The organism is Paraglaciecola marina, assembly GCF_004360155.1.
GTDB lineage: Bacteria > Pseudomonadota > Gammaproteobacteria > Enterobacterales > Alteromonadaceae > Paraglaciecola > Paraglaciecola marina.
In genome coordinates this window covers 1-19825 of record NZ_ML178723.1, presented here as the reverse complement: position 1 = coordinate 19825, position 19825 = coordinate 1, and the positions used below count along the sequence as shown (strand labels likewise).

The 19825-nt window shown below is 39.3% G+C and carries 15 protein-coding genes; 6 read left to right on the top strand and 9 right to left on the bottom strand.

The annotated features are described in order from the left end of the window. Positions 1-120: 120 nt before the first annotated feature. Positions 121-885 (bottom strand): substrate-binding periplasmic protein, encoded by a 765-nt coding sequence (locus EOK74_RS03870; protein ID WP_133468608.1) that lies wholly within the window; start codon positions 883-885, stop codon positions 121-123. A 297-nt stretch (positions 886-1182) separates the two neighbouring features. Here EOK74_RS03870 and EOK74_RS03865 point away from each other — a divergent pair, with 297 nt between their 5' ends. Continuing rightward, positions 1183-3438, top strand: a complete 2256-nt coding sequence (locus EOK74_RS03865) for an acyl-CoA dehydrogenase (RefSeq protein WP_133468607.1) — start codon at positions 1183-1185, stop codon at positions 3436-3438. A 71-nt stretch (positions 3439-3509) separates the two neighbouring features. Here EOK74_RS03865 and EOK74_RS03860 read toward each other — a convergent pair whose 3' ends face one another. The 3 genes from EOK74_RS03860 to EOK74_RS03850 form a co-directional block, all read right to left on the bottom strand. Then, positions 3510-4886: an MATE family efflux transporter gene (locus tag EOK74_RS03860; protein ID WP_133468606.1), complete on the bottom strand. Its 1377-nt coding sequence runs from the start codon at positions 4884-4886 to the stop codon at positions 3510-3512. After that, entirely contained in the window at positions 4883-5446 is a 564-nt protein-coding gene (locus tag EOK74_RS03855; RefSeq protein ID WP_133468605.1) for a DUF2239 family protein, read from the bottom strand. The genes EOK74_RS03860 and EOK74_RS03855 overlap by 4 nt, the downstream gene beginning before the upstream one ends. Positions 5447-5704: 258 nt before the next feature. Then, positions 5705-6832 carry an FAD-dependent oxidoreductase gene (locus EOK74_RS03850; protein WP_133468604.1) on the bottom strand — a complete coding sequence of 376 codons (1128 nt, stop codon included), beginning with the start codon at positions 6830-6832 and terminating at the stop codon, positions 5705-5707. Positions 6833-7278: 446 nt separating this feature from the next. On the opposite strand from EOK74_RS03850, the gene EOK74_RS03845 reads away from it, so the two are divergent. The 3 genes from EOK74_RS03845 to EOK74_RS03835 all read left to right on the top strand — a co-directional run bounded on the left by EOK74_RS03845 (position 7279) and on the right by EOK74_RS03835 (position 11463). After that, complete coding sequence (locus EOK74_RS03845; protein ID WP_133468603.1) at positions 7279-8820, top strand: Na+/H+ antiporter NhaC family protein; 1542 nt, start codon at positions 7279-7281, stop codon at positions 8818-8820. A 150-nt stretch (positions 8821-8970) separates the two neighbouring features. Beyond that, positions 8971-10305: a M28 family metallopeptidase gene (locus EOK74_RS03840; RefSeq protein ID WP_239024005.1), complete on the top strand. Its 1335-nt coding sequence runs from the start codon at positions 8971-8973 to the stop codon at positions 10303-10305. Positions 10306-10407: 102 nt separating this feature from the next. After that, on the top strand, positions 10408-11463 hold the full coding sequence (locus EOK74_RS03835; protein WP_133468601.1) for an ABC transporter substrate-binding protein: 1056 nt from the start codon (positions 10408-10410) through the stop codon (positions 11461-11463). 44 nt (positions 11464-11507) lie between these two features. On the opposite strand, the gene EOK74_RS03830 is transcribed toward EOK74_RS03835, so the two are convergent. From EOK74_RS03830 to ahpC, 5 genes are all read right to left on the bottom strand, one after another. Next, on the bottom strand, positions 11508-12683 hold the full coding sequence (locus tag EOK74_RS03830; protein WP_133468600.1) for a mandelate racemase/muconate lactonizing enzyme family protein: 1176 nt from the start codon (positions 12681-12683) through the stop codon (positions 11508-11510). Between the two features lie 50 nt (positions 12684-12733). Beyond that, complete coding sequence (locus EOK74_RS03825; RefSeq protein WP_133468657.1) at positions 12734-13501, bottom strand: class II aldolase/adducin family protein; 768 nt, start codon at positions 13499-13501, stop codon at positions 12734-12736. Positions 13502-13624: 123 nt separating this feature from the next. Continuing rightward, complete coding sequence (locus EOK74_RS03820) at positions 13625-14452, bottom strand: phytanoyl-CoA dioxygenase family protein (RefSeq protein ID WP_133468599.1); 828 nt, start codon at positions 14450-14452, stop codon at positions 13625-13627. Positions 14453-14619: 167 nt separating this feature from the next. Then, positions 14620-16185, bottom strand: a complete 1566-nt coding sequence (gene ahpF, locus EOK74_RS03815; RefSeq protein WP_133468598.1) for an alkyl hydroperoxide reductase subunit F — start codon at positions 16183-16185, stop codon at positions 14620-14622. 228 nt (positions 16186-16413) lie between these two features. After that, positions 16414-16977 carry an alkyl hydroperoxide reductase subunit C gene (gene ahpC / locus EOK74_RS03810; protein WP_133468597.1) on the bottom strand — a complete coding sequence of 188 codons (564 nt, stop codon included), beginning with the start codon at positions 16975-16977 and terminating at the stop codon, positions 16414-16416. A 251-nt stretch (positions 16978-17228) separates the two neighbouring features. Here ahpC and EOK74_RS03805 point away from each other — a divergent pair, with 251 nt between their 5' ends. Then, entirely contained in the window at positions 17229-18137 is a 909-nt protein-coding gene (locus tag EOK74_RS03805) for a hydrogen peroxide-inducible genes activator (protein ID WP_133468596.1), read from the top strand. 449 nt (positions 18138-18586) lie between these two features. Continuing rightward, positions 18587-19261: a DUF4097 family beta strand repeat-containing protein gene (locus EOK74_RS03800; RefSeq protein WP_133468595.1), complete on the top strand. Its 675-nt coding sequence runs from the start codon at positions 18587-18589 to the stop codon at positions 19259-19261. Positions 19262-19825 lie beyond the last annotated feature (564 nt).

Sequence of the window (19825 nt, the reverse complement as noted above, 5' to 3'; positions counted from 1 at the left end):
TAATAATAGGCTCAATGCTTTATTGAGCATATAACTTCACATTAACAGAACGAAACTTGCCTACCAACACAACCTAAAATATAGAGTTTTTAACTATAAGTTGAATTTTAATTTACCCTATTATTGCATATCGAATTGGCTAAATTTGTATTTCTTAAACAACTCAGCCTGCCATTCTTGATAGTCATCGCTTAAAAATACATTATTAATATCTTTTATTGTTGAAAGGTGTTTAGATTTTTTAGACAGGGATATATGTAACTTTCCAATTACAATCGGCTTAGGCAAATCAATGATTTTGTATTGTAAGTTATGTTTAGATATATAATCTTTCCCAGACTCTCGACTAAATATGAACGCCTCAACACGACCTAACAAAAGCATTTTAAACAACTTAGAATAATCCTCTACTACAGCAACCACAGCGTTTTGGCTTAAATAGTCGTCAACCTGATCACCTAAACTGACACCTCTAACTTTTCCAATAATTAACCCATTTAAGTCATCTAGTGTTTGATAATCAATTGTCGAGTTAGCTTTTATAAATAATGCGTTTTCATTGGTTGCTATGGCACTCGGCATAAATACTGAATACTCTGCTCTATTGATGTTCTTAAAAGAACAAATATTCATATCTACAGCGCCGTTCTCTATTAACATTTGACAGCGCTTCCAGGGGCCAACATAGCTATGATCAACTTTGTAACCTATTCTGCTATACAATTCCGTAGCAATGTCAGCGCAAAGCCCTACAATGCTATCATCATGTAAAGCGTTCCAAGGCGCATAATCATGATGGCCGCACGCTTTAATTACGTTATTGGCTATGGCCCCCTGACTAAAAAATACAATAGCAAACAAGTAACACAAAAATCGATTAATCATTAGTCACTCTCTTTTGGTCATATAATTTGGAATATTGCCCCCTCAAATACTAGTATATTTTTACAATCAAAGTCTTATAGCCTTAATTTCACTCTTTTTAATAAAATATCCTAACTACATAAAAACCCATAAACATGGGAAGTTTCAGCAAAGACTTCGCTATACAAAGCTGCGTCAATATAGCTTAACTTTAAAAATTTTAAGAGGTTATAAAAAATAAAAATATTAAAGAGTTTTGACCTTTTGCTCGAAATCAGTATTATAACTCCAACTGGTCAGATGAGCGGATGAGACAAAATGAGTATTAGAACAAGCCTTAAAAAAGTATTACCCCCAATTTCGATTACCGAGCAAGAAGCGTTAGAAGCTGGTGATGTATGGTTAGAAGCCTCTATCTATCAGGGTAAACCTGACATGCAAGCTTTACGGAATATTCCTACAGCTAAGCTAAGTACTGAAGAACAAGCATTTTTAGACGGCCCAGTTCAGCAAGTACTTGAAATGGTGGATGACTTTGCCCTACAAAGTGAAAAACATATTCCACAGGAAATTTTAGACTTTTTGTCTGTTAATAAATTTTTCGCGTTGATCATTCCCAAAAAATTTGGCGGTCTAGAATTCACGCCATACGCGAACTCAACCATAGTTGCCACTTTAGCAGCTAAAAGCGGTGCATTAGCAGTTACCGTAATGGTGCCTAACTCTTTAGGCCCGGGTGAGTTACTGATGCATTACGGTACACCTGAACAACAAAACCATTACTTACCTAGGTTAGCAGTTGGCCAAGATATTCCATGTTTTGCATTAACTAGCCCAGAAGCAGGCTCAGATGCTGGCGGTATCCCAGATGCTGCAATTGTTACCAAAGGTATGTGGGAAGGTAAAGAAGTACTAGGCTTGAGTATTACTTGGGACAAGCGTTACATCACACTAGCCCCAATTGCTACAGTATTAGGTTTAGCATTTAAAGTATTTGATACTGAAGGTTTATTGGGGGACCAAGTAGAGCTAGGCATTACCTGTGCACTTATTCCTAAATCTCACCCTGGTGTTGAGTTAGGTAATCGCCATGATCCTATGGGCGTGAAGTTTTACAATGGTACTACCCGTGGCCAAGACGTATTTATCCCCATGGACTTTATCATAGGTGGCCAAGGTAACATCGGTCGTGGTTGGCAAATGCTAGTAGCATGTTTGGGTGCAGGCCGTGGTATTTCTTTGCCAGCAATGGGGGTTGCATCAGCACATACTGCTCTTAAATCTACCGCTGAATACTCTTTTGTACGTGAACAATTTGGTGTGCCAATTGGTCGCTTTGAAGGTATTCAAGAAGAAATGGCAGACATTGCCGGTAAAACCTTTGTACTAGAAGCCATGCGAGTTTTAACCACCGAAGGCTTGAACCTTGGGCTCAAACCTGGTGTTGTAACCGCTATTGCTAAATATCATATGACAGAACTTGGCCGTGAAGTTGTTAATTCAGCCATGGACGTTCAAGCGGGTAAAGCCATTCAACGTGGACCCCAAAATACCCTAGCAGGTGGTTATGTCGCTCTACCTATCGCCATTACTGTAGAAGGCGCAAACATATTAACCCGTAGCTTGATGATATTTGGCCAAGGTACCATGCGTTGTCACCCACACCTTAAAGACATGGTTGACTTAATCCACAGTGAAGACAAAAACGCTGATGCAAAATTCAATAAAGTGTTAGGTAAAACTATCGGCTTTAGCGTTAAAAATGCATTCCGTAGCTTAGCAAAAAGTTATGTACCATTTACCCGTGGTGCATCATCTGCATTGCCAGAAGTGAGTAAATATGAAAAACGTATGAACTCATTGGCAGCAAAACTTGCACCTATGGCTGATTTGTCATTATTAGTATTAGGTGGCGATTTAAAGAAAGCTGAAATGTTGTCAGCACGTCTTGGTGATGTGATGAGCTATATGTATGCAGCAATGGCTGTGGTGCGTTTCTACGAGCAAAGAGTTGAAAACCGTAACGAAGCACTACCTTATTTTGAATACGCCATTCAGTGGTGTTTAAACAAAGGTGAAACTGCGTTAAACGACTTTATTGCTAATTTCCCTAATACACCAGTAAGAGGCCTAATGCGTTTGCTAACAAACACTTACACCTCTTCTGTTAAGGGTATTTCAGATGATCTTAAACGAGAGTTATCTGCAGCAGCGATGGAAGACACTACCATTAAAGCCCAGTTAACTCATTTGATTAAAGTGATTCCTGGAGATGGCAACGACATTAATGAGCAAGCTTTCAAAGCTAAACATGCTGTAATGCCACAACTTAAGAAAATACAAAAGGCGCTTCGTAAAACACCTGTAGTTCCTTTTATATCATTCGAACATGCGGTTGGTAAATTACACGCCGCTGGTGAACTTACAGCTGAAGAAGTAGCCTTAGTGCTGGATTACAATGAAAAACGTAAAGTAGCAATTCGCGTTGATGAGTTTACATTTGACCTAGAGTTATTAGACAAAGACCTTACCCTAGTGAATGAATCTGGTAATAAAAAAGCAGATGCAGCTTAACCGTAAGCAATAAATAAAAAGGGGCATTGATTCATTTCAATGCCCCTTTTTTAATGCCCTGTAAAATATGACTAGTGTTTAAAGAATAATCCGAAAGAACGAACGTTTGAATGACTTAAGATTAATACACTCGTGGTTAATAGTAATGCTAGAGCCTCAGTAACAGGAGCAGCGTACCAAATGCCCCACTCAGCAAAAAATAGCGGTAGAACAAAAATCAAAGGTAATGAAAAAGCATAGGTTTTAGTAATCCCTAATATGCCTGCACGTTTGGCATCACCTATCGCCTGAAAAAACATACTAATCATCATTTGTGGCCCCATTAGAAACAACCCCAAAGTAGTCCACGGAAAAATCCTTGCTACTTCGGCTACAACTTGTTGGTCAGTCACAAACAAAGCCCCTAATTTTTCGTGAAACAACACCCCGAGCAATTGTAAGGTAACGCAATATATCAAGGACACCAGCAGGGCGATTTTAATACTGCTATTCACTCGACTTAATGCATTCGCGCCATAGTTATTACCCACAATAGCTTGAAACGCCATGCTCAAGCCTAATAAAGGTAAAAATATAAAAGTCATTAAACGAGTGATAATTCCATAAGCGCCAACCGTTGTTTCATAGTTCGCAGCATCCCAAATTTGTAAGTTATACAAGATCGCCCCTGACGATAGAGCTAGACCAACATAATTCAAACTTGATGGTGCTCCTAACGATAAAAATGTAGTCCAATGGTGTCTTAACATGGAAAACTGTATCACCTGTCGCTTAATGCCATGAGGTTGGTATTTTCGATATAAGTAAATCACCACCAAGGCAGTGGCTTGGGCTAAAACGGTACCGTAAGCAGAACCAGCCACCCCCCATTGAAATTCGACGATCAACAAGTAGTTAAATACAGCGTTTAACAACACTGAAATCAGTGAAATGATAGCCATAAAAGAAACATGACCTTCGCAGCGTAAACTGTCACCATTGATCCCTAGGATAAATACCAGAGGGGAGCAAAACACCAAAATAGCAATGTACTCATAACTCATACTAGCAATGGTTTCAGAGCCGTTACTCACGGCTCCCGTAAGCGTATTTCCTCCTAAAATGAACATAGTAATAAGTACACTGCAAACCACTAACGATAAGGTTATAGCTTGAGAAAAGGTTTCGACAGACTGAGATTGCTCACCTGCTCCAAGCTGCCTTGCCATTAAACTAGCAAAGCCATTAGAAACTAAGGTAGACAGGGCAACCATCATGATAAATGCTGGAAACATAGACGTAACGGCCGTTAATGCCTCAGGCCCAACAAAGACGCCAAGAAAATAAGCATCCACTAAAGAGAATGAGCCATTCACCAACATAATTAAAATGATAGGCGCAGCGGTTTTAAAAAACACTAAAGGCAAGGCTCCGTTTACAAAAGAGTTTTCCTCTACTGATTTTGTCATTGTGAAGCAGTCCCGTTATGTAATGCAGCAATAGCATTAAACTTTGTTAAAACAAAGTCTTTGATTTCAGCCGGCCAAGATTCAATGGCGCTAGCAAAACTAACTTTACTATTACGGTACAAAGCTCGGCTTGCTTCTTCAAACCCAGCTTCATCACCTAAGAACGCCATCATAAACTTATCTAGTTGCTGTTGTTTAGTACAAATGAGGTCTTCAGTAGATGTGCTAATTTGTGCTTCTTCAACTAAGCGTCTCAAGGTGGCTGATGCACCTCCTTTTTGCCTCGCTAACCACTCCCAGTGCCTAGGCAATAAAGTGACTTCTTTAGCCTTAACGCCAAGCTTTGGCCTGCCGCGCTTGCTTTTATTAACCGTATCAACATTGGCATTGTCTAAAACTGTTTGGGTGTCACCATACCAACTAAAATCAATTCTACGGCATGTTTCAACTTCAAAAACTATAGCTTCAATGTTGTTATCAAACGCTTTTACCTGCTGAATTATGTCCTGTAAGGAGCCCTTAGCGACTGCTGTTTTATCGTAAATGGCTATGTATTCCATTTTTACACTACCTTAAGATGTTCAAACAAACATCAATTTTATACGGGTAATAATAAAAATGCAATATTACCCGTGTAAAATTTAAAAAAAACCATGACGTGTCGTCATTAATATAAAGTTGGCATTAATTTGATACCACTGCCCATCCCAAAACCTTTTATACATTAATCAGTTTTGAAGAGACTCTATTAAAAAACCGCAGGTATTAAACAGCAGCGGCTTTTCAATGTTTAAAGTGCATCGCTCGCTATGAAATGGCTATTCTAACCATGCAAAAAACTGTTGGCTTTCCTTGATAATTCTTTCTGTCTCTTTAGGGTCAGGCTCTGTTGACCAATCGTCAAGCCCAAAGGTGCCGCCCAAAATCATGTAGTCATTTCTGGAGAACATATAAAGGGAGCCTGTCCCACCACCTACAGTTAAGTAATCCACAGCGGGATCTGGAGGCAATAATACCAATTGGCCTTTTGCTGGTGTAATACCTTGATCTCCAAATAATGACCTAGAACCCAAGCCTGTGCAGTTAAATATCACTGGTTCAGACAGCGTGTGTAGTGTGTCTTGATCTTTAAAATCACGGATTACAAACTCACCACCAGCTAAACGTACATCTTGAATTAAGCGACGCAAAAAAGTGGTAGTTTCAACCAGCATGGTTGCAGAAACCGTACAATAGTCAGTTGGAAAAGGGTGCTGGTCTGGCCCAAAGGTTTCTCGATAGGGGTAATATTGACTAAAAGGAGAGTCCCCCTTAGGTTTAGTATTACTTGCTGTGTACAACTCCATCCACTGAATACCGTAGTCATCCCCCACCATTCTAGCGAAGGTTTCATGGGCAATTTTTGCAGCTAATTGCAATTGTCGTTTAAAGGCGTCGCTGGATACCTTAGGTTCATGCACACTATAAGGTCCCCACTCACCTCCAGCCACTTGTGAAGTAGTATGTCTTGCCATTTCCCTGGTGTATATGGTGACTTTCCATCCCGCTTCTTGTAATAACCTTGCAGTCGTCAAGCCCATGACTCCACCGCCAATAACAGCCGCTTGTTTGTTTTCTTGAGTTTTTACCTCCTTTACAGCCAAAGCCGATGAGCCCCAAGATAGGGTGATCCCACCACCACCGTGTCCATAGTTGTGCACTAATACTTTCTCACCAAATGCTTCACTGCGCACCACAAACCCTTCTGCGCGAAAAGGTCTATGGCCAACCACTTGTGTCACAATATTATTTCTATCAATCTTGGGAGCAACAAGAGGCTTTCTTGAAAAAGGACGTTCAAAGCCGCGCTTTTCCGGTGTTTGAACACAACCAAATAATGACGCTGAAACAGCCCCAACTCCAATACCTTGCAAAAAGTGTCTACGCTCTATATCTTGCTGAAACATGGTTAACATCCTATTTTTATTATAATTTTTACCTAAGAGACACTCTGAACTGCCCACTCATATCTCGTTATAATCAGATGCAAGCATAAGTCTTACCAATTAGCATCCATGATGCGACAACGCCGCCTACGAATTTAAAATAAAGGCGTCGCATCATTTAAGTGCTTCAATGTAAAATATCTAAGCAATGCATAAAGATACTTAAAGTTAAACTACCACTACAACCAACTAACTGAACTTAATAATTTCAATACACTTCAGCAAACCTAACACCTAGAAACCTGAATAGAACTAAGTAACGTCTTGTCTTTAATAGTGGTGTATTGCTTGCTTACTACTGTAACTTAATTCAAACATCTACTTTTGGACTCACTGAAAGTTAGTGGTTATGTTTGCCTAATCACAGCTACAACTATTTTTATCTTCCAAAGTAAGGGATCAGTATTTTGACGTCACCAGACATCAGCTCCATTTTACCTATAGTGTTAACGTTAATTTTATCCTTATATACCCGTAATGTTGTGATTGGGTTATTTACGGGGGTGATAACCGCAGTGGTGATGCTAATTGGCTTTAACCCTCTAACTGTCTTGTCAGAGTTAGTGAAAACCCACTTAGTTGGCACCATAACTGACAGTTACAACGCTGGCGTAATAGTACTTATGGTGTTTATTGGCGGTTTTGTAGCCCTTATGGAAAAATCCGGCGGAGGGCCGGCCTTTGCAGCCAATATTATGAAATGGATAAATTCCCGAGCAAGGGCACAAATGGCCGCTTGGCTCGGGGGCATTTTTATTTTTTACTCTGACCTAGGTACACCTTTAATAGTGGGGCCGGTATTTCGCCCCTTATTTGATAAGTTAAAAATATCTCGTCAAAAATTGGCTTTTATTATCGACTCCACCGCTTCTCCTGTGGCGATCTTAGTGCCTTTTATCGGTTGGGGGATTTACATTATGGGATTGATGCAAAAAGAATTTGATTCTGCTGGGCAGGATATAACAGCATGGGGCGCTTTTATTCAGACTATACCGTTTCAGTTTTATGCCATTTTAGCCATAGCCATTGTGCCTTTATTGGTGTGGCGCAAAGCCGATTTTGGAGCAATGGCCTTGGCAGAAAAAGAGTGTATGGCACTACCACACGCAATACCTGATTCAAGTACACAGCAAGCACCCAATCAAAAACCTAAAACAACCTTAGATGAAGAGGCTCCGTTAATTCAACCTTTTACCCACTCCAATGCCCGGGCCTCGTTTGTCTTTATCCCTTTAGCGGTAATGGCTATTGTTTTAGCTATGATGCTAGTGCCAATGGGATTCCCTTTTAAGAGTGTTCCCGGCTCTGCTTTTAGAGCAGCATTAAGTAGTGCTTACTTTTTAGCGGCCGTGTCACTAATGGGACTAATGGCTTGGTATAAAGTGCGTAGCCTAAATGGCAGTGTCACTATGTACCTAAACGGTATGAGTAACATGATGCAAGTCACCATTATTTTAATACTTGCTTGGACCTTAAGCTCACTTGGTAAAGAGCTGGGCACCGCGCAATACATTGCCGAGCAAGCACAGCGTGGTTTTCCTTATTGGCTATTGCCTGCCGTCGCGTTTATATTTTCTGGTGTCATATCCTTCGCAACGGGCTCATCTTGGGGAACATTCGCTATTATGTTGCCATTAGTCATCCCCACTTCTTTCGCCATAGATGCACCTTTATTTGTAAGTATGGGAGCTGTTTTGTCTGGGGGGTTATTTGGAGACCATTGCTCTCCCATATCAGAAACCACAATATTATCAGCGACAGGTTCAAACTGTAATCAATTTGAACACTTTAGAACCCAATACCCCTATGCCCTGTTAAATGGAGCTGTGGCGTTATTAAGCTTTGTTGTAGCGGGGTTCTATCAAGCCAACAGTATTGTCTTAGTGTCCTTAATCGTACAGCTATTCCTAGTGATTGGCATGTGTAATCGGGCTACAAGGTCTATTTAAATAACCTCTGTTGGGGTAAATTATTAGTAAATGAATAAGTTCTTCTCTTTTTCCGTTCCACTCTATGACTAAAAACTATCAAAGTTTAGGAAACACTAAATGAAACCACTGTCAGGTATTTTAATGCCACTTTGCTTACCCTTAGGTTTAATGCTTTCACAGCCTAGTTTAAGTGCAGAGCTTCAGTTTACAGACCAAGCCAAGCTCCATGAGATTCAAGCTAAAATTTCAGCTGCAAACATAGAGAAAGACATTCGTAAACTTGTAGGTTTCGGCACTCGCCACACCTTGTCTGAAACAAAATCTGACACTCGTGGTATTGGAGCGGCTAGACGTTGGATAAAGTCAGAATTTGACGCAATTTCAAAGGCCTGCGGGGGCTGTTTAACAGTATATTTTCAATCAAGAGTAATAGAAGGCGAAAAGCGCATTCCCGATGCAACCGAAGTTGTCAGCGTGATTGCCATACAAACAGGTACAACCGATCCTAATCGCTATGTCATGATGTCTGGTGATATTGATTCTCGGGTTTCAGATGTGATGAACTTTGTAGATGACTCACCCGGTGCAAACGACAATGCCTCAGGCTTGGCAGGCGTGCTTGAAACAGCCCGTGTACTTAGCCAATATGAATTTAATGGCAGTATTGTTTATGCCGCACTATCTGGTGAAGAGCAAGGCTTATTTGGCGGCAAGATACTCGCAGAAAACGCTAAAAAAGATGGTTGGCGCTTAAAAGCCGTATTGAATAATGACATGATTGGCAACATTTCAGGTATTAATGGGGTCACTGATAACACCACAGCACGTATTTTTGCAGAAGGTACTCGTTATACAGAAACTGATAAAGAAAAAACTACCCGCAGGTACACTGGGGGCGAAGTAGACTCACCTAGTCGAAATCTAGCTCGTTATATTGATTTAATGGCAGACCACTATATTCCTAACTTAGATACTATGGTGATTTATCGCTTAGATAGATTTAGGCGGGGCGGCCATCATCGCCCCTTCAATGACTTAGGCTATCCTGGTGTGCGTATAATGGAAACTAACGAACATTACGACAGACAACACCAAGACTTAAAAATAGCCAATGGGGTGCACTACGGTGATACCATTGAAGGTGTAGACTTTGATTATGCAGCCAAACTCACATCTTTGAATGCGGTATCTTTAGCTGGCATGGCGTGGGCTCCCTCTCCACCGGCACAGGTTAACATTGGGGGCGCAGTGCAACCTAGCACAAGCTTGAGTTGGCAAGCATTAGATAAAGTAGAAAACTCCCAGTTAGCGGGATATAAAATTTACTGGCGTTATACCGACGCACCCCAATGGCAATTTAGTAAGTATGTTGGGAATGTAAACCAATACACCTTAGAAAATGTAGTGATAGACAACTACTTCTTTGGTGTGGCAAGTGTCAGTAAAGACGGTTTTGAAAGCCCTGTGGTCTTCCCTGGTCCTGCGGGAGCATTCGGAGAGTAATTGGATGTAATACAAAAATCAAAGTGAATAGAGAAAGCTCTTACTTTGTTTTTTAGCAATTTGTAACGAAGAAACAGTGCCTAAGTAAAAATTGAAAAACATATGAAAATAGTATTAAGTTTAATTATTTTATTCATCTCTCAATATAGCTATGCAATGAAAGTTGTTATGGTAGTGCCAGTCAAAAAGCACGATGTATTTTGGGAAACCGTACATCAAGTCAGTGTAGTCTCAGCAAAAAGCTTAGGAGTAGAATTAGAAGTAGTCTCTGGAGGGGTCGATCGTTTCTCTACATTAGAATTGATTGATAAAATAACCTCACGACAAGATAAACCCGACTATATTATTTTTCGGCCTTTTCATGGCAACGCCATACCAACCTTTAATAAAATAGAAGCGAGTGGGATATCATTTATTACCTTAGAACAGCCAGTTTATGGGGATGAAGCCCTACAAATAAAAAAGCCACAACAAAAATATAAACACTGGATTGGAGAGGTCGTTTACAATAATAATAAAGCGGGTCAACAATTACTTGATGCTCTGTTCAGTGAATTGACTTCGAACCACGCTAATGCAATGCCCTCACTAATAGGTATTGGAGGGAACCTTGATAATTTATCTGCATCTAGAGAATTCGCACTAACTAAATTAGCAAGCAAGCATGATAGTCGTATAAATCAAATTTTTCCTACCTATTGGGTACACCAAAATGTAGCAGTAAATTTTAAAGCCATGATGGCTCGTTACCCTAAAACAAACATCTTTTGGTGTGCTAGTGATAAATTAGCACTTGAAGTACTTAAACAGCATCAATTGCAATTTGGGAAATCAGGGATCATTGGTGGGTTTGATTGGCTACCAGAAGCATTAGAAAAAATTAAACAAGGTCAACTCACTGCGTCTATGGGTGGCCACTTTTTAATGGGAGCCATAGCCATAACCAAAGCTTTCGACTACCACCACGGAATTGATAGATTTGAGCATCCTCCTTATGATTTTGAGTTAATAACAAAGCACAATGTTGAAAATCATCTAGATTTCATGCAAAAGAAACAATGGCATGATGTTGATTACAATCAATTCTCAGCTTACAAAGCGGGAAAAGAACCTATAAAATTAACAATGAAAAACCTACTCAAAGCAACGACCGAGTAGTGAGAGCAACGCTTCTGTGGCTCTCACTAGTATAAGTTAAATGATTACTTCACTTCCATGTTAGGTGAGCGATACACCAAGTCATCATTCAACTCTATACCTATTCCCGGCGTTTCAGATACCTCAAAGAAGCCTTTTACAGGCTGTGGGTCTTGAATACATAACTCCCTATTCCACTCTTTAATGGCATAGGTATGGTGTTCATGTATTAAAAAGTTAGGAATGGCTGTTTCTAAGTGTAAGCTTGCGGCTGTCGCCACAGGGCCACCACATACATGGGCTTGTACTCTAATATCGTAAACATCTGCATAATCGCAGACTTTTTTGGTTTCGGTAAACCCACCACATAAGCCTACATCAGGCTGTAATACGTCAATACTTTGATCTTCAAAATAAGGACGTACATCCCAGCGGTGGTAAAGCCTTTCACCACCCGCAATAGGGACTCGAACATTTTCGGCTACTTTTTTGTGTACTGCAGAGTTCAAATAGTTCACTGGCTCTTCGTACATCATACAGCCTACTTCTTCGATAACTTCTCCCATTTGAATAGCAGAAGCTGCGCCCATTAGGGAGTGGGATTCAAAAATAATATCAACGTCTGCTCCTACTGCACTGCGGATAGCCCTTAATCTATCACCAAATAGTCTCATTTGAGGTTTAGTGAATAAATTAGTGCGATCAAAAGAGGAGTGACCGTCTTTATCATAAACAATAGGGTCAACTTTTACGGCATCATACCCTTCGGCTACAGCTTTTAACGCGGCTTCAGCATACTGTTCAGGTTGAGTTAGCTTAGTGCACTCTTTATCCCAATCAAACTGTAATTGACTAGCATAGGTTCTTAACTTGCCGTTAGTTTTACCACCGAGTAACTGATACACAGGCACACCAAACACTTTACCTTTGATATCCCAAAGTGCTGTATCTATTGCACTCATAGCAGAATATAAAACTGGGCCTCCGCCTAGTCCCCAAAAACTTTCACGCAACATACGTGTCCACAGTAATTCTGTGTTCATGGGATCAAAGCCAATTAACATAGCTTCTGCAATTTCTTTAATCATATGGGCAGCTGCACTATGACCTAAGTCATAAGCGAGCCCCGCCTCACCCACTCCAGATATTCCTTCATCGGTATGAATGCGAATAAATACTGGGTTCCAAGGTGGCCTTTTAGGGCAATGTATGTCGAAAATTTCAACACGAGTAATTTTCATTTATAAGTCCTGTTTTAAATCTCTAATAATTTGAATAACAAATAATATGACTAGTCACAAAAAGTAGGGTCAAGCTTGTAAGCTCGTCTTAGCATAGCTGGCCATGCTTTTTGACCGCCTGTCTCACCACTGTGCACAATATTAGCTTGCTGTTGAATGCCATCAACAATATCTTGGGGGATCTCAATAACTGGCTGGCCACTTTGCAATAAATCCATTTGAATTTCGCATGCACGTTGCAAATCATAAAAACGCATAAACGCATCTCCCACATTAGGCCCTAAAGTCAGGCCTCCATGGTTATGCAATAACATATGATTAGTACTCCCCAAATCAGATTGAAGTCGGGCTTTTTCTTCATCGTTTACCGCTAACCCTTCGTAACCGTGATAACTAAGTGAAGCCAACGAGAACATCGCATATTGACTCCAAGGTTTTAAGCCCCCTTCTACTGTAGCCACACCAATAGTGGCTTTAGTATGCAAATGGATAACGCATTGGGCATCATGACGTACTTCATGGATAGCACTATGAATAGTAAAACCTGCAGGGTTAATAGTGTACGGTGAGCCATCTAATATATTGCCATTTAGGTCTACCTTAACCAAGTTTGAGGCCGTCACTTCATCAAAGGTTAACCCAAAAGCGTTGACTAGATAATGGTCGGTATTAGGAATACGAGCCGAAAGATGGGTATAAATCAAATCGCCCCAGCGGTGATCTGCAACCAAACGATAGCAAGCGGCGAGGTCGACTCTGACTTGCCACTCTTGCTCAGACACTTTGCCCTTTAAACTAAATTTTTCTAGCTGAAACACTAAGCCTCCTACTGACTCAACTTTCACTTTTTAATTGAACCCTATTCTACAGAGTTTACCCATAGTTTTATGGCCCAAAACGTAACCTCATATAGCCTTAAGTTATTTACCCGTGACGATAAATTACAATCGACTAGAAGTAGCTTGTAACCAGTTTTCTTTAGCGTATTCAGTATTTCCACAAGTAATATGTAAGGTATAAGCATGCCTAGATTTATCAGATATATTGGGAGCACTAAAATGGGGTAACTCGCCGTTAAATACCACCAAAGCCCCCTTTTTAACTTCTAAAGGTTTTGCGCAATCATCTTCAGGCCATGGCATATCATGCAATTGCTTTAACTCAGTTCTATCATCGGGATAACGCAAAAATTGCTCTTTAATGGGGATAGGCTCACCTCCAGACTGAACTTGTAAACAACCATTTTCGATAGTGGCATCTTCAACCGCAAACCAAAAAGTAATCACAGAGATAGGTTTAGTTAAAAAATAAGTCGCATCTTGATGCCAACGAATGACACCACCAATCTTAGGTTGTTTAAAAATATACATAGATTGATGAATTTGCGGTTTTTGCTGCCCTAAATCCATTGCAATCGCTTTTATGATTTCGCTATGGCTAAAAGCTTTAAATTCTGGAGAAAGCGTATGTAATCCATGACCAATTTTATTGATACTCAATGATTTAGCTTGTTTTAGCTCTCCGTTATCATCAAATGCGTCTTCTTCAAAAAAGCATCTGATCTTGTCACCAGAAGATAAAAAGTAGTCATCTCTGGTTTTACTTTGGTCTTGCGTTGAAAAAACAGAACGGGTTGAGTTGGGATCAAAGTCGTCAACTATCTGCAGTGCAGCTTGTTTTAACATGTCCATTTGTGTTGCAGTGAAACAATCTTCTAAAACGAGGTAACCACTTTCTTGATAGGTGGCTTTTTGGGTATTTGTTAACATGCTTAAACGCTCATGAGCTGATATAAAAAAACGAGCAAGCAAGATGTACGATATGAAAGAAAAATTCAAGGAGGTAGCGCATTAAAGCGCATATTTACGTAGAAACTACGAAATTAATAATAGAAAACACCTGAGCAAGCTCAGGTGTTTTCTATATATCAAGTAGATTAACTTTCTCTAATGATGTAATCAAAGGCTGACAACGAAGCTTTAGCCCCCTCGCCCATCGCAATAACAATCTGCTTATATGGAACCGTAGAAACATCACCGGCAGCAAATATTCCAGGCGTGGTAGTGTGACATTTCTCATCAATAATGATTTCACCATGCTTAGTTCTATCAACTACACCGTCTAAAAACTCACTGTTTGGTACTAAACCTATTTGAACAAAAATCCCCGATAAAGCTTGTTCTTTTGCTTCACCTGTCACCCTGTCTTCGTATGCAAGAGCAACGACTTTTCCATCTTTAGCAATCACTTCTTTAGTCGCTACATTTTTAATAATGGTAATTTTGTCGTGAGCTTCCGCTTTATCAACCAACACTTTATCTGCTTTAAGGTCGGGTAAAAACTCAAATACAGTAACATGATTTACCATTCCCGCTAAATCAAGTGCAGCCTCAATACCTGAGTTCCCACCACCCACAACAGCGACATCTTTTCCTTTAAAGAATGGACCGTCACAGTGCGGGCAATACGCTACACCAGAACCTACGTTTTCTTTCTCACCAGGTATGCCTAGCTCTCTCCATTTAGCACCGGTGGCGATGATAACGGTTTTAGACTCGATCACTTCACCACTGGACAAATGTAGAGTCTTGGGTGCTTTACTGTTATTGACATCATGCTCGATTTTATCAACACGTAAAAACTCTTTAATATTGATGTCATAGTCGCTCATGTGAGCTTGCATGTTACCCGTTAGCTCTGTACCAGTAGTTTTAGGCACAGATATTAAGTTTTCTATACCTACCGTATCTTTAACTTGGCCGCCAATACGATCTGCGATCATAGTAACGTTCAAACCTTTACGAGCGGCATAAATTGCTGATGCCACACCGGCAGGGCCAGCACCAATAACGGTTACATCTTGTAAAGGTAATTTCTCAGAACTTTCTCCGTTAACTATATAAGGAAAGCGTTCGATTAATTTATCAACCAATTGTGCGGTGTCTATTTTACCATTAGCAAATAACTCACCGTTCAAGTAAACACTTGGCACACCTTGAATGTTGCGATCTTCAATTAGCTCTTGGAATAAACCACCGTCTATCATCTCAGAACTAACTTGGTCATTTAACAATGCAAACTGATTTAAAGATTGCACAACATCAGGACAGTTATGACAGCTCAAAGAGATAAATACTTCAAAGTGTAGTTTCTCTTGAATTTTTTCAATCATGCCTCTTAAGGTCTTATCAAGCTTAAGCTCTGTACCTGATGATTGTAATATCGCCAAGATAAGTGAATTAAATTCATGGCCGCTAGGAATACCAGAAAAATGAATACCATTGTTTTTACCCTCCACTTCTAAGTAAAAAGTAATAGGGCTACGTAAATTTTCGTCACGTTCAACTAAAGACAAATTATCTGAAACTGAACATAACTGAGTTAAGAACTCTTTAAGCTCTGAACGTTTTTCTTGTTCACCCGTTTGTAAAACAAGTGATACCTTATTCGTCATATTTTGAGTATAAGATTTTAGTGCATTTAAAATATCGTTACTTAACATAGTACTACCCTTTGATTTTAATTGATGAAAGCTTATTTGCTTTCGATGTAGGTATATTAAGGAATGCGCTTTAATTAATAAAATTCATAAAATCTAAGTTAACATTCTAAAATACTGAACATTGTGGTGAAAGTTACTATTCTGATTTATTACAGGCGCTAAAAAAACGAGTTAATAACTTGCGTTATTAACTCGTTTTTAAAGGGGTTAAAACTTGTTTAGTTACGCTTAGATTTTTCCAACTAAATCTAGGCTTGGTGTTAATGTAGCTTCACCTTGTTCCCAAGCAGCTGGACATACTTCACCGTCATTTTCACGAACATATTGTGCAGCTTTAACATTACGTACCATGTCTTTAGCACTTCGGCCAATACCACCAGCATGAATGTGTGCAACTTGGATAACGCCATCAGGGTCTGCTAAGAAAGTACCACGGTGTGCCATGTGATCTTCTTCTATCATTACGTCAAAACCACGTGTAATAGTACCTGTTTGGTCACCAATCATTGGAAATTGAATTTTTCCAATTGCATCTGAAGAGTCGTGCCATGCTTTATGAGAGAAATGTGTATCAGTAGATACTGCATATACTTCAACACCTAACTTTTGAAGTTCTTCGTACTGGTTAGCCATATCTTCTAATTCAGTAGGACAAACAAATGTGAAATCTGCTGGATAGAACAAGAAGATTGACCACTTACCTTTTACGCCTTCTGATGTAACTTCAACAAACTCGCCGTTGTGAAATGCTTGAGCAGTGAATTCTGGTATAGTTTTGCCGATTTGAGCCATTTGTATTTCCTCGTTTATTTAGTTTGTTAACTATGTAAGTTAGTAAGTTTCCAAAAGCATTTTTGCTTTCGATGGGGGTATATTAGGTGGAAATTATAAGTTGGTAAATTTGGTTAAATTGATTATTACGTTCACTTAAATAGAATAATGAAACTCCCCTAATTTGAGTAGTAAGCGAAATAAAAAGCTAGTTAATTCTAAAATACTGGTTAAAATTACCATTACGTTCGATAAAACAAATAATTAGAAGTATGATTTCACTTAAGCAATTACATTACGCACTAGCCGTTGAAAAAACCCTACACTTCAAAAAAGCGGCAGAAATGTGCAACGTATCCCAGTCAGCACTCAGCACCGCTATTAATGAATTTGAAAAACAACTTGGCTTCTCAGTATTCGAGCGCAATAACAAGCATGTATTAGTGACCGGAGACGGCCAACCCATACTTGATAAAGCTAAAAAAGTTAAATTAGAATTTGATGAGCTCTTACTGTTGTCACAAAGTAACAAAGAACCATTTTCTAGACCTATGACTATTGGCGTTATACCCACCATAGGTCCCTACCTTTTACCTAAAGTGTTACCCGAAGTTCGCAAGCAATACCCAAACTTCAAACTTAGAATTCAAGAAGATCAATCTCACATATTAGTTGATAAGCTCAGAGCAGGTGAAATTGACGCTGCAATACTGGCTCTTCCTTACCCAATTGAAGGGCTAATGGGTTTCGATTTTTGGCAAGAAGACTTTTACTGGGTGTGCCATAAGGATGAACGCCCCTCCAAAGTTAATGAGATCACTAGTGAAGAGCTAGAAATTGATAAACTAATGTTGTTAAAAGATGGCCATTGTCTAAAAGAGCATGCTCTAGCGGCTTGTAGTTTACAAAATAAAAAGCAGGACACTGACTTTGATTCAGCAAGCTTGCATACCTTGATTCAGATGGTGGCGGGCAAGTTAGGAACGACTCTAGTGCCTCAAATGGCTTTAGACCAACTCACACACAATGAATCAGAGTTAACAGCCATTCATCTTAATGAACCAGGCCCTCATAGAACAATTTCGTTAGTCATTAGGCCTAATTACGTACGAACCAATGAACTGAGCATACTCAAGAATATATTTACAAAACAACTCAGTCAGAAATGTGACGGCAATTAGTTCTATTTTTTAGAACAATATAATCAAAACAATTAAATATACTGAACAAAGAATAAAAAGCACAATGGTATTGTCTTAACTCAACCAGGTAAATACCATGAAAAATATATTTAATAATTTAGTTGTTAGCTTTAGTTTATCTAGAGCAAAAAAAGAAGTAATACAGTGTAACTATTTAAACAACTACTATGGTGATCAGTATTGCCAGAAAAAATAAACCCATGAGTGTCTTAATAACCGTATTCAATAAAAAGCCGTCTGTACTGACGGCTTTTAAGATCTAGAGTCTGGCCAAATAATTGTGGTTCTCGCCAACTTTTTAGGATTAATTTGCGTCTAAGTATTCAATCAATCTAATAAAACTATAACTATCAGTACTTTACATTATTGGCATAAGCACTGCTTATCATAGTAAATATTGAATTTATCGCTAAACAACAAGGAATAACATGAACATATCCCGTTTAACTCTAGCAGCTGTTTTAAGCACTTTATTGATTTCCACATCGAGTTGTATCATCCACGTCAATGGACAGGGTGACAAGCCTGACAAAAGTAGCGTTTTTGGTGGTTTTGATATTGCTGAAGACCGTCAAGTTGGTGACTTATCTTCGGTAAATGGTGAAATAGAGCTACAAAATGGGGTCATTGCTAATGACGTAAGTACCGTGAATGGTGGGATAAAGTTAGGAAAGAATGTTCAGGTATCAGATGTGTCCACAGTTAATGGCAGCATTAAAGTAAAAGAAAACTTAAACGCCCTAGGTGATATCAGTACAGTGAACGGCAGTATTGAGTTACTAGAAAACAGCAAAGTTAGTGGCGATCTATCCACTGTTAACGGCGACATTGTAATACTAGACACGCAGGTAAGTGGCGATATTGAAACCACCAACGGCGACATAACACTCACTCTAAACACAATAGTTGCAGGAGATATAATATTTGAATCGACAAATGACGACAGTTGGTGGGATAAGGAAGACAAGAATAATGATCGTACCCCTCCCACTTTAACGATTGATGGCTCATCTGTGGTGGAAGGTAAAATCATTTTAGAGCGGAAAGTTATCTTGAACATTGAAAATGCCAATCTACTAAAAAAAGTAGAAGAGCGATTCTAGAGATAAGTGAACTTAAAGCTACATCAGCCTTTCAAATAAAAGGCCATTCAATACGGCTTAACGACTAAGTCGTATTGTTTCATTTCGTAAAAAGATAACACAACAAATAGCCGACATTACCAGCTATTCTACCTATTGCAGGGAAACTACCCGAAATGCTCCCAATAGTTTCTGATTAAGGCTTACCTTTGCTCAACTATTGTCTTCTTTTGTAATTGTAATAAGGTGAATTCAGGCCCTATAGATTGATTTCCAAAAGTTTTATTTAATACCATTACATTAGTATCTTCAGGCAATAAAAAAGCANTACCATTACATTAGTATCTTCAGGCAATAAAAAAGCAGCTTAATTGCTTAAGCGGCTTTTATATATGGCGTCCCCAAGGGGATTATAAAATACATCCATGTATTTTACCGCTTCGCGGCCGTGCAAAGCACGTTCAAAAATGTTCCAGACATTTTTGTCGAACAATAGGGGTTCTCACCCCTTGGGTTGTCAATATCTTCAGGCAATAAAAAAGCCGCTTAATTGCTTAAGCGGCTTTTATATATGGCGTCCCCAAG

What these genes read in the sequence shown, in the direction of transcription:
- EOK74_RS03870 (WP_133468608.1), bottom strand. Translation starts at nt 885, where the DNA reads ATGATTAATCGATTTTTGTGTTACTTGTTTGCTATTGTATTTTTTAGT.
- EOK74_RS03865 (WP_133468607.1), top strand. Translation starts at nt 1,183, where the DNA reads ATGAGTATTAGAACAAGCCTTAAAAAAGTATTACCCCCAATTTCGATT.
- EOK74_RS03860 (WP_133468606.1), bottom strand. Translation starts at nt 4,886, where the DNA reads ATGACAAAATCAGTAGAGGAAAACTCTTTTGTAAACGGAGCCTTGCCT.
- EOK74_RS03855 (WP_133468605.1), bottom strand. Translation starts at nt 5,446, where the DNA reads ATGGAATACATAGCCATTTACGATAAAACAGCAGTCGCTAAGGGCTCC.
- EOK74_RS03850 (WP_133468604.1), bottom strand. Translation starts at nt 6,832, where the DNA reads ATGTTTCAGCAAGATATAGAGCGTAGACACTTTTTGCAAGGTATTGGA.
- EOK74_RS03840 (WP_239024005.1), top strand. Translation starts at nt 8,971, where the DNA reads ATGCTTTCACAGCCTAGTTTAAGTGCAGAGCTTCAGTTTACAGACCAA.
- EOK74_RS03835 (WP_133468601.1), top strand. Translation starts at nt 10,408, where the DNA reads ATGAAAATAGTATTAAGTTTAATTATTTTATTCATCTCTCAATATAGC.
- EOK74_RS03830 (WP_133468600.1), bottom strand. Translation starts at nt 12,683, where the DNA reads ATGAAAATTACTCGTGTTGAAATTTTCGACATACATTGCCCTAAAAGG.
- EOK74_RS03820 (WP_133468599.1), bottom strand. Translation starts at nt 14,452, where the DNA reads ATGTTAACAAATACCCAAAAAGCCACCTATCAAGAAAGTGGTTACCTC.
- ahpF (WP_133468598.1), bottom strand. Translation starts at nt 16,185, where the DNA reads ATGTTAAGTAACGATATTTTAAATGCACTAAAATCTTATACTCAAAAT.
- ahpC (WP_133468597.1), bottom strand. Translation starts at nt 16,977, where the DNA reads ATGGCTCAAATCGGCAAAACTATACCAGAATTCACTGCTCAAGCATTT.
- EOK74_RS03805 (WP_133468596.1), top strand. Translation starts at nt 17,229, where the DNA reads ATGATTTCACTTAAGCAATTACATTACGCACTAGCCGTTGAAAAAACC.
- EOK74_RS03800 (WP_133468595.1), top strand. Translation starts at nt 18,587, where the DNA reads ATGAACATATCCCGTTTAACTCTAGCAGCTGTTTTAAGCACTTTATTG.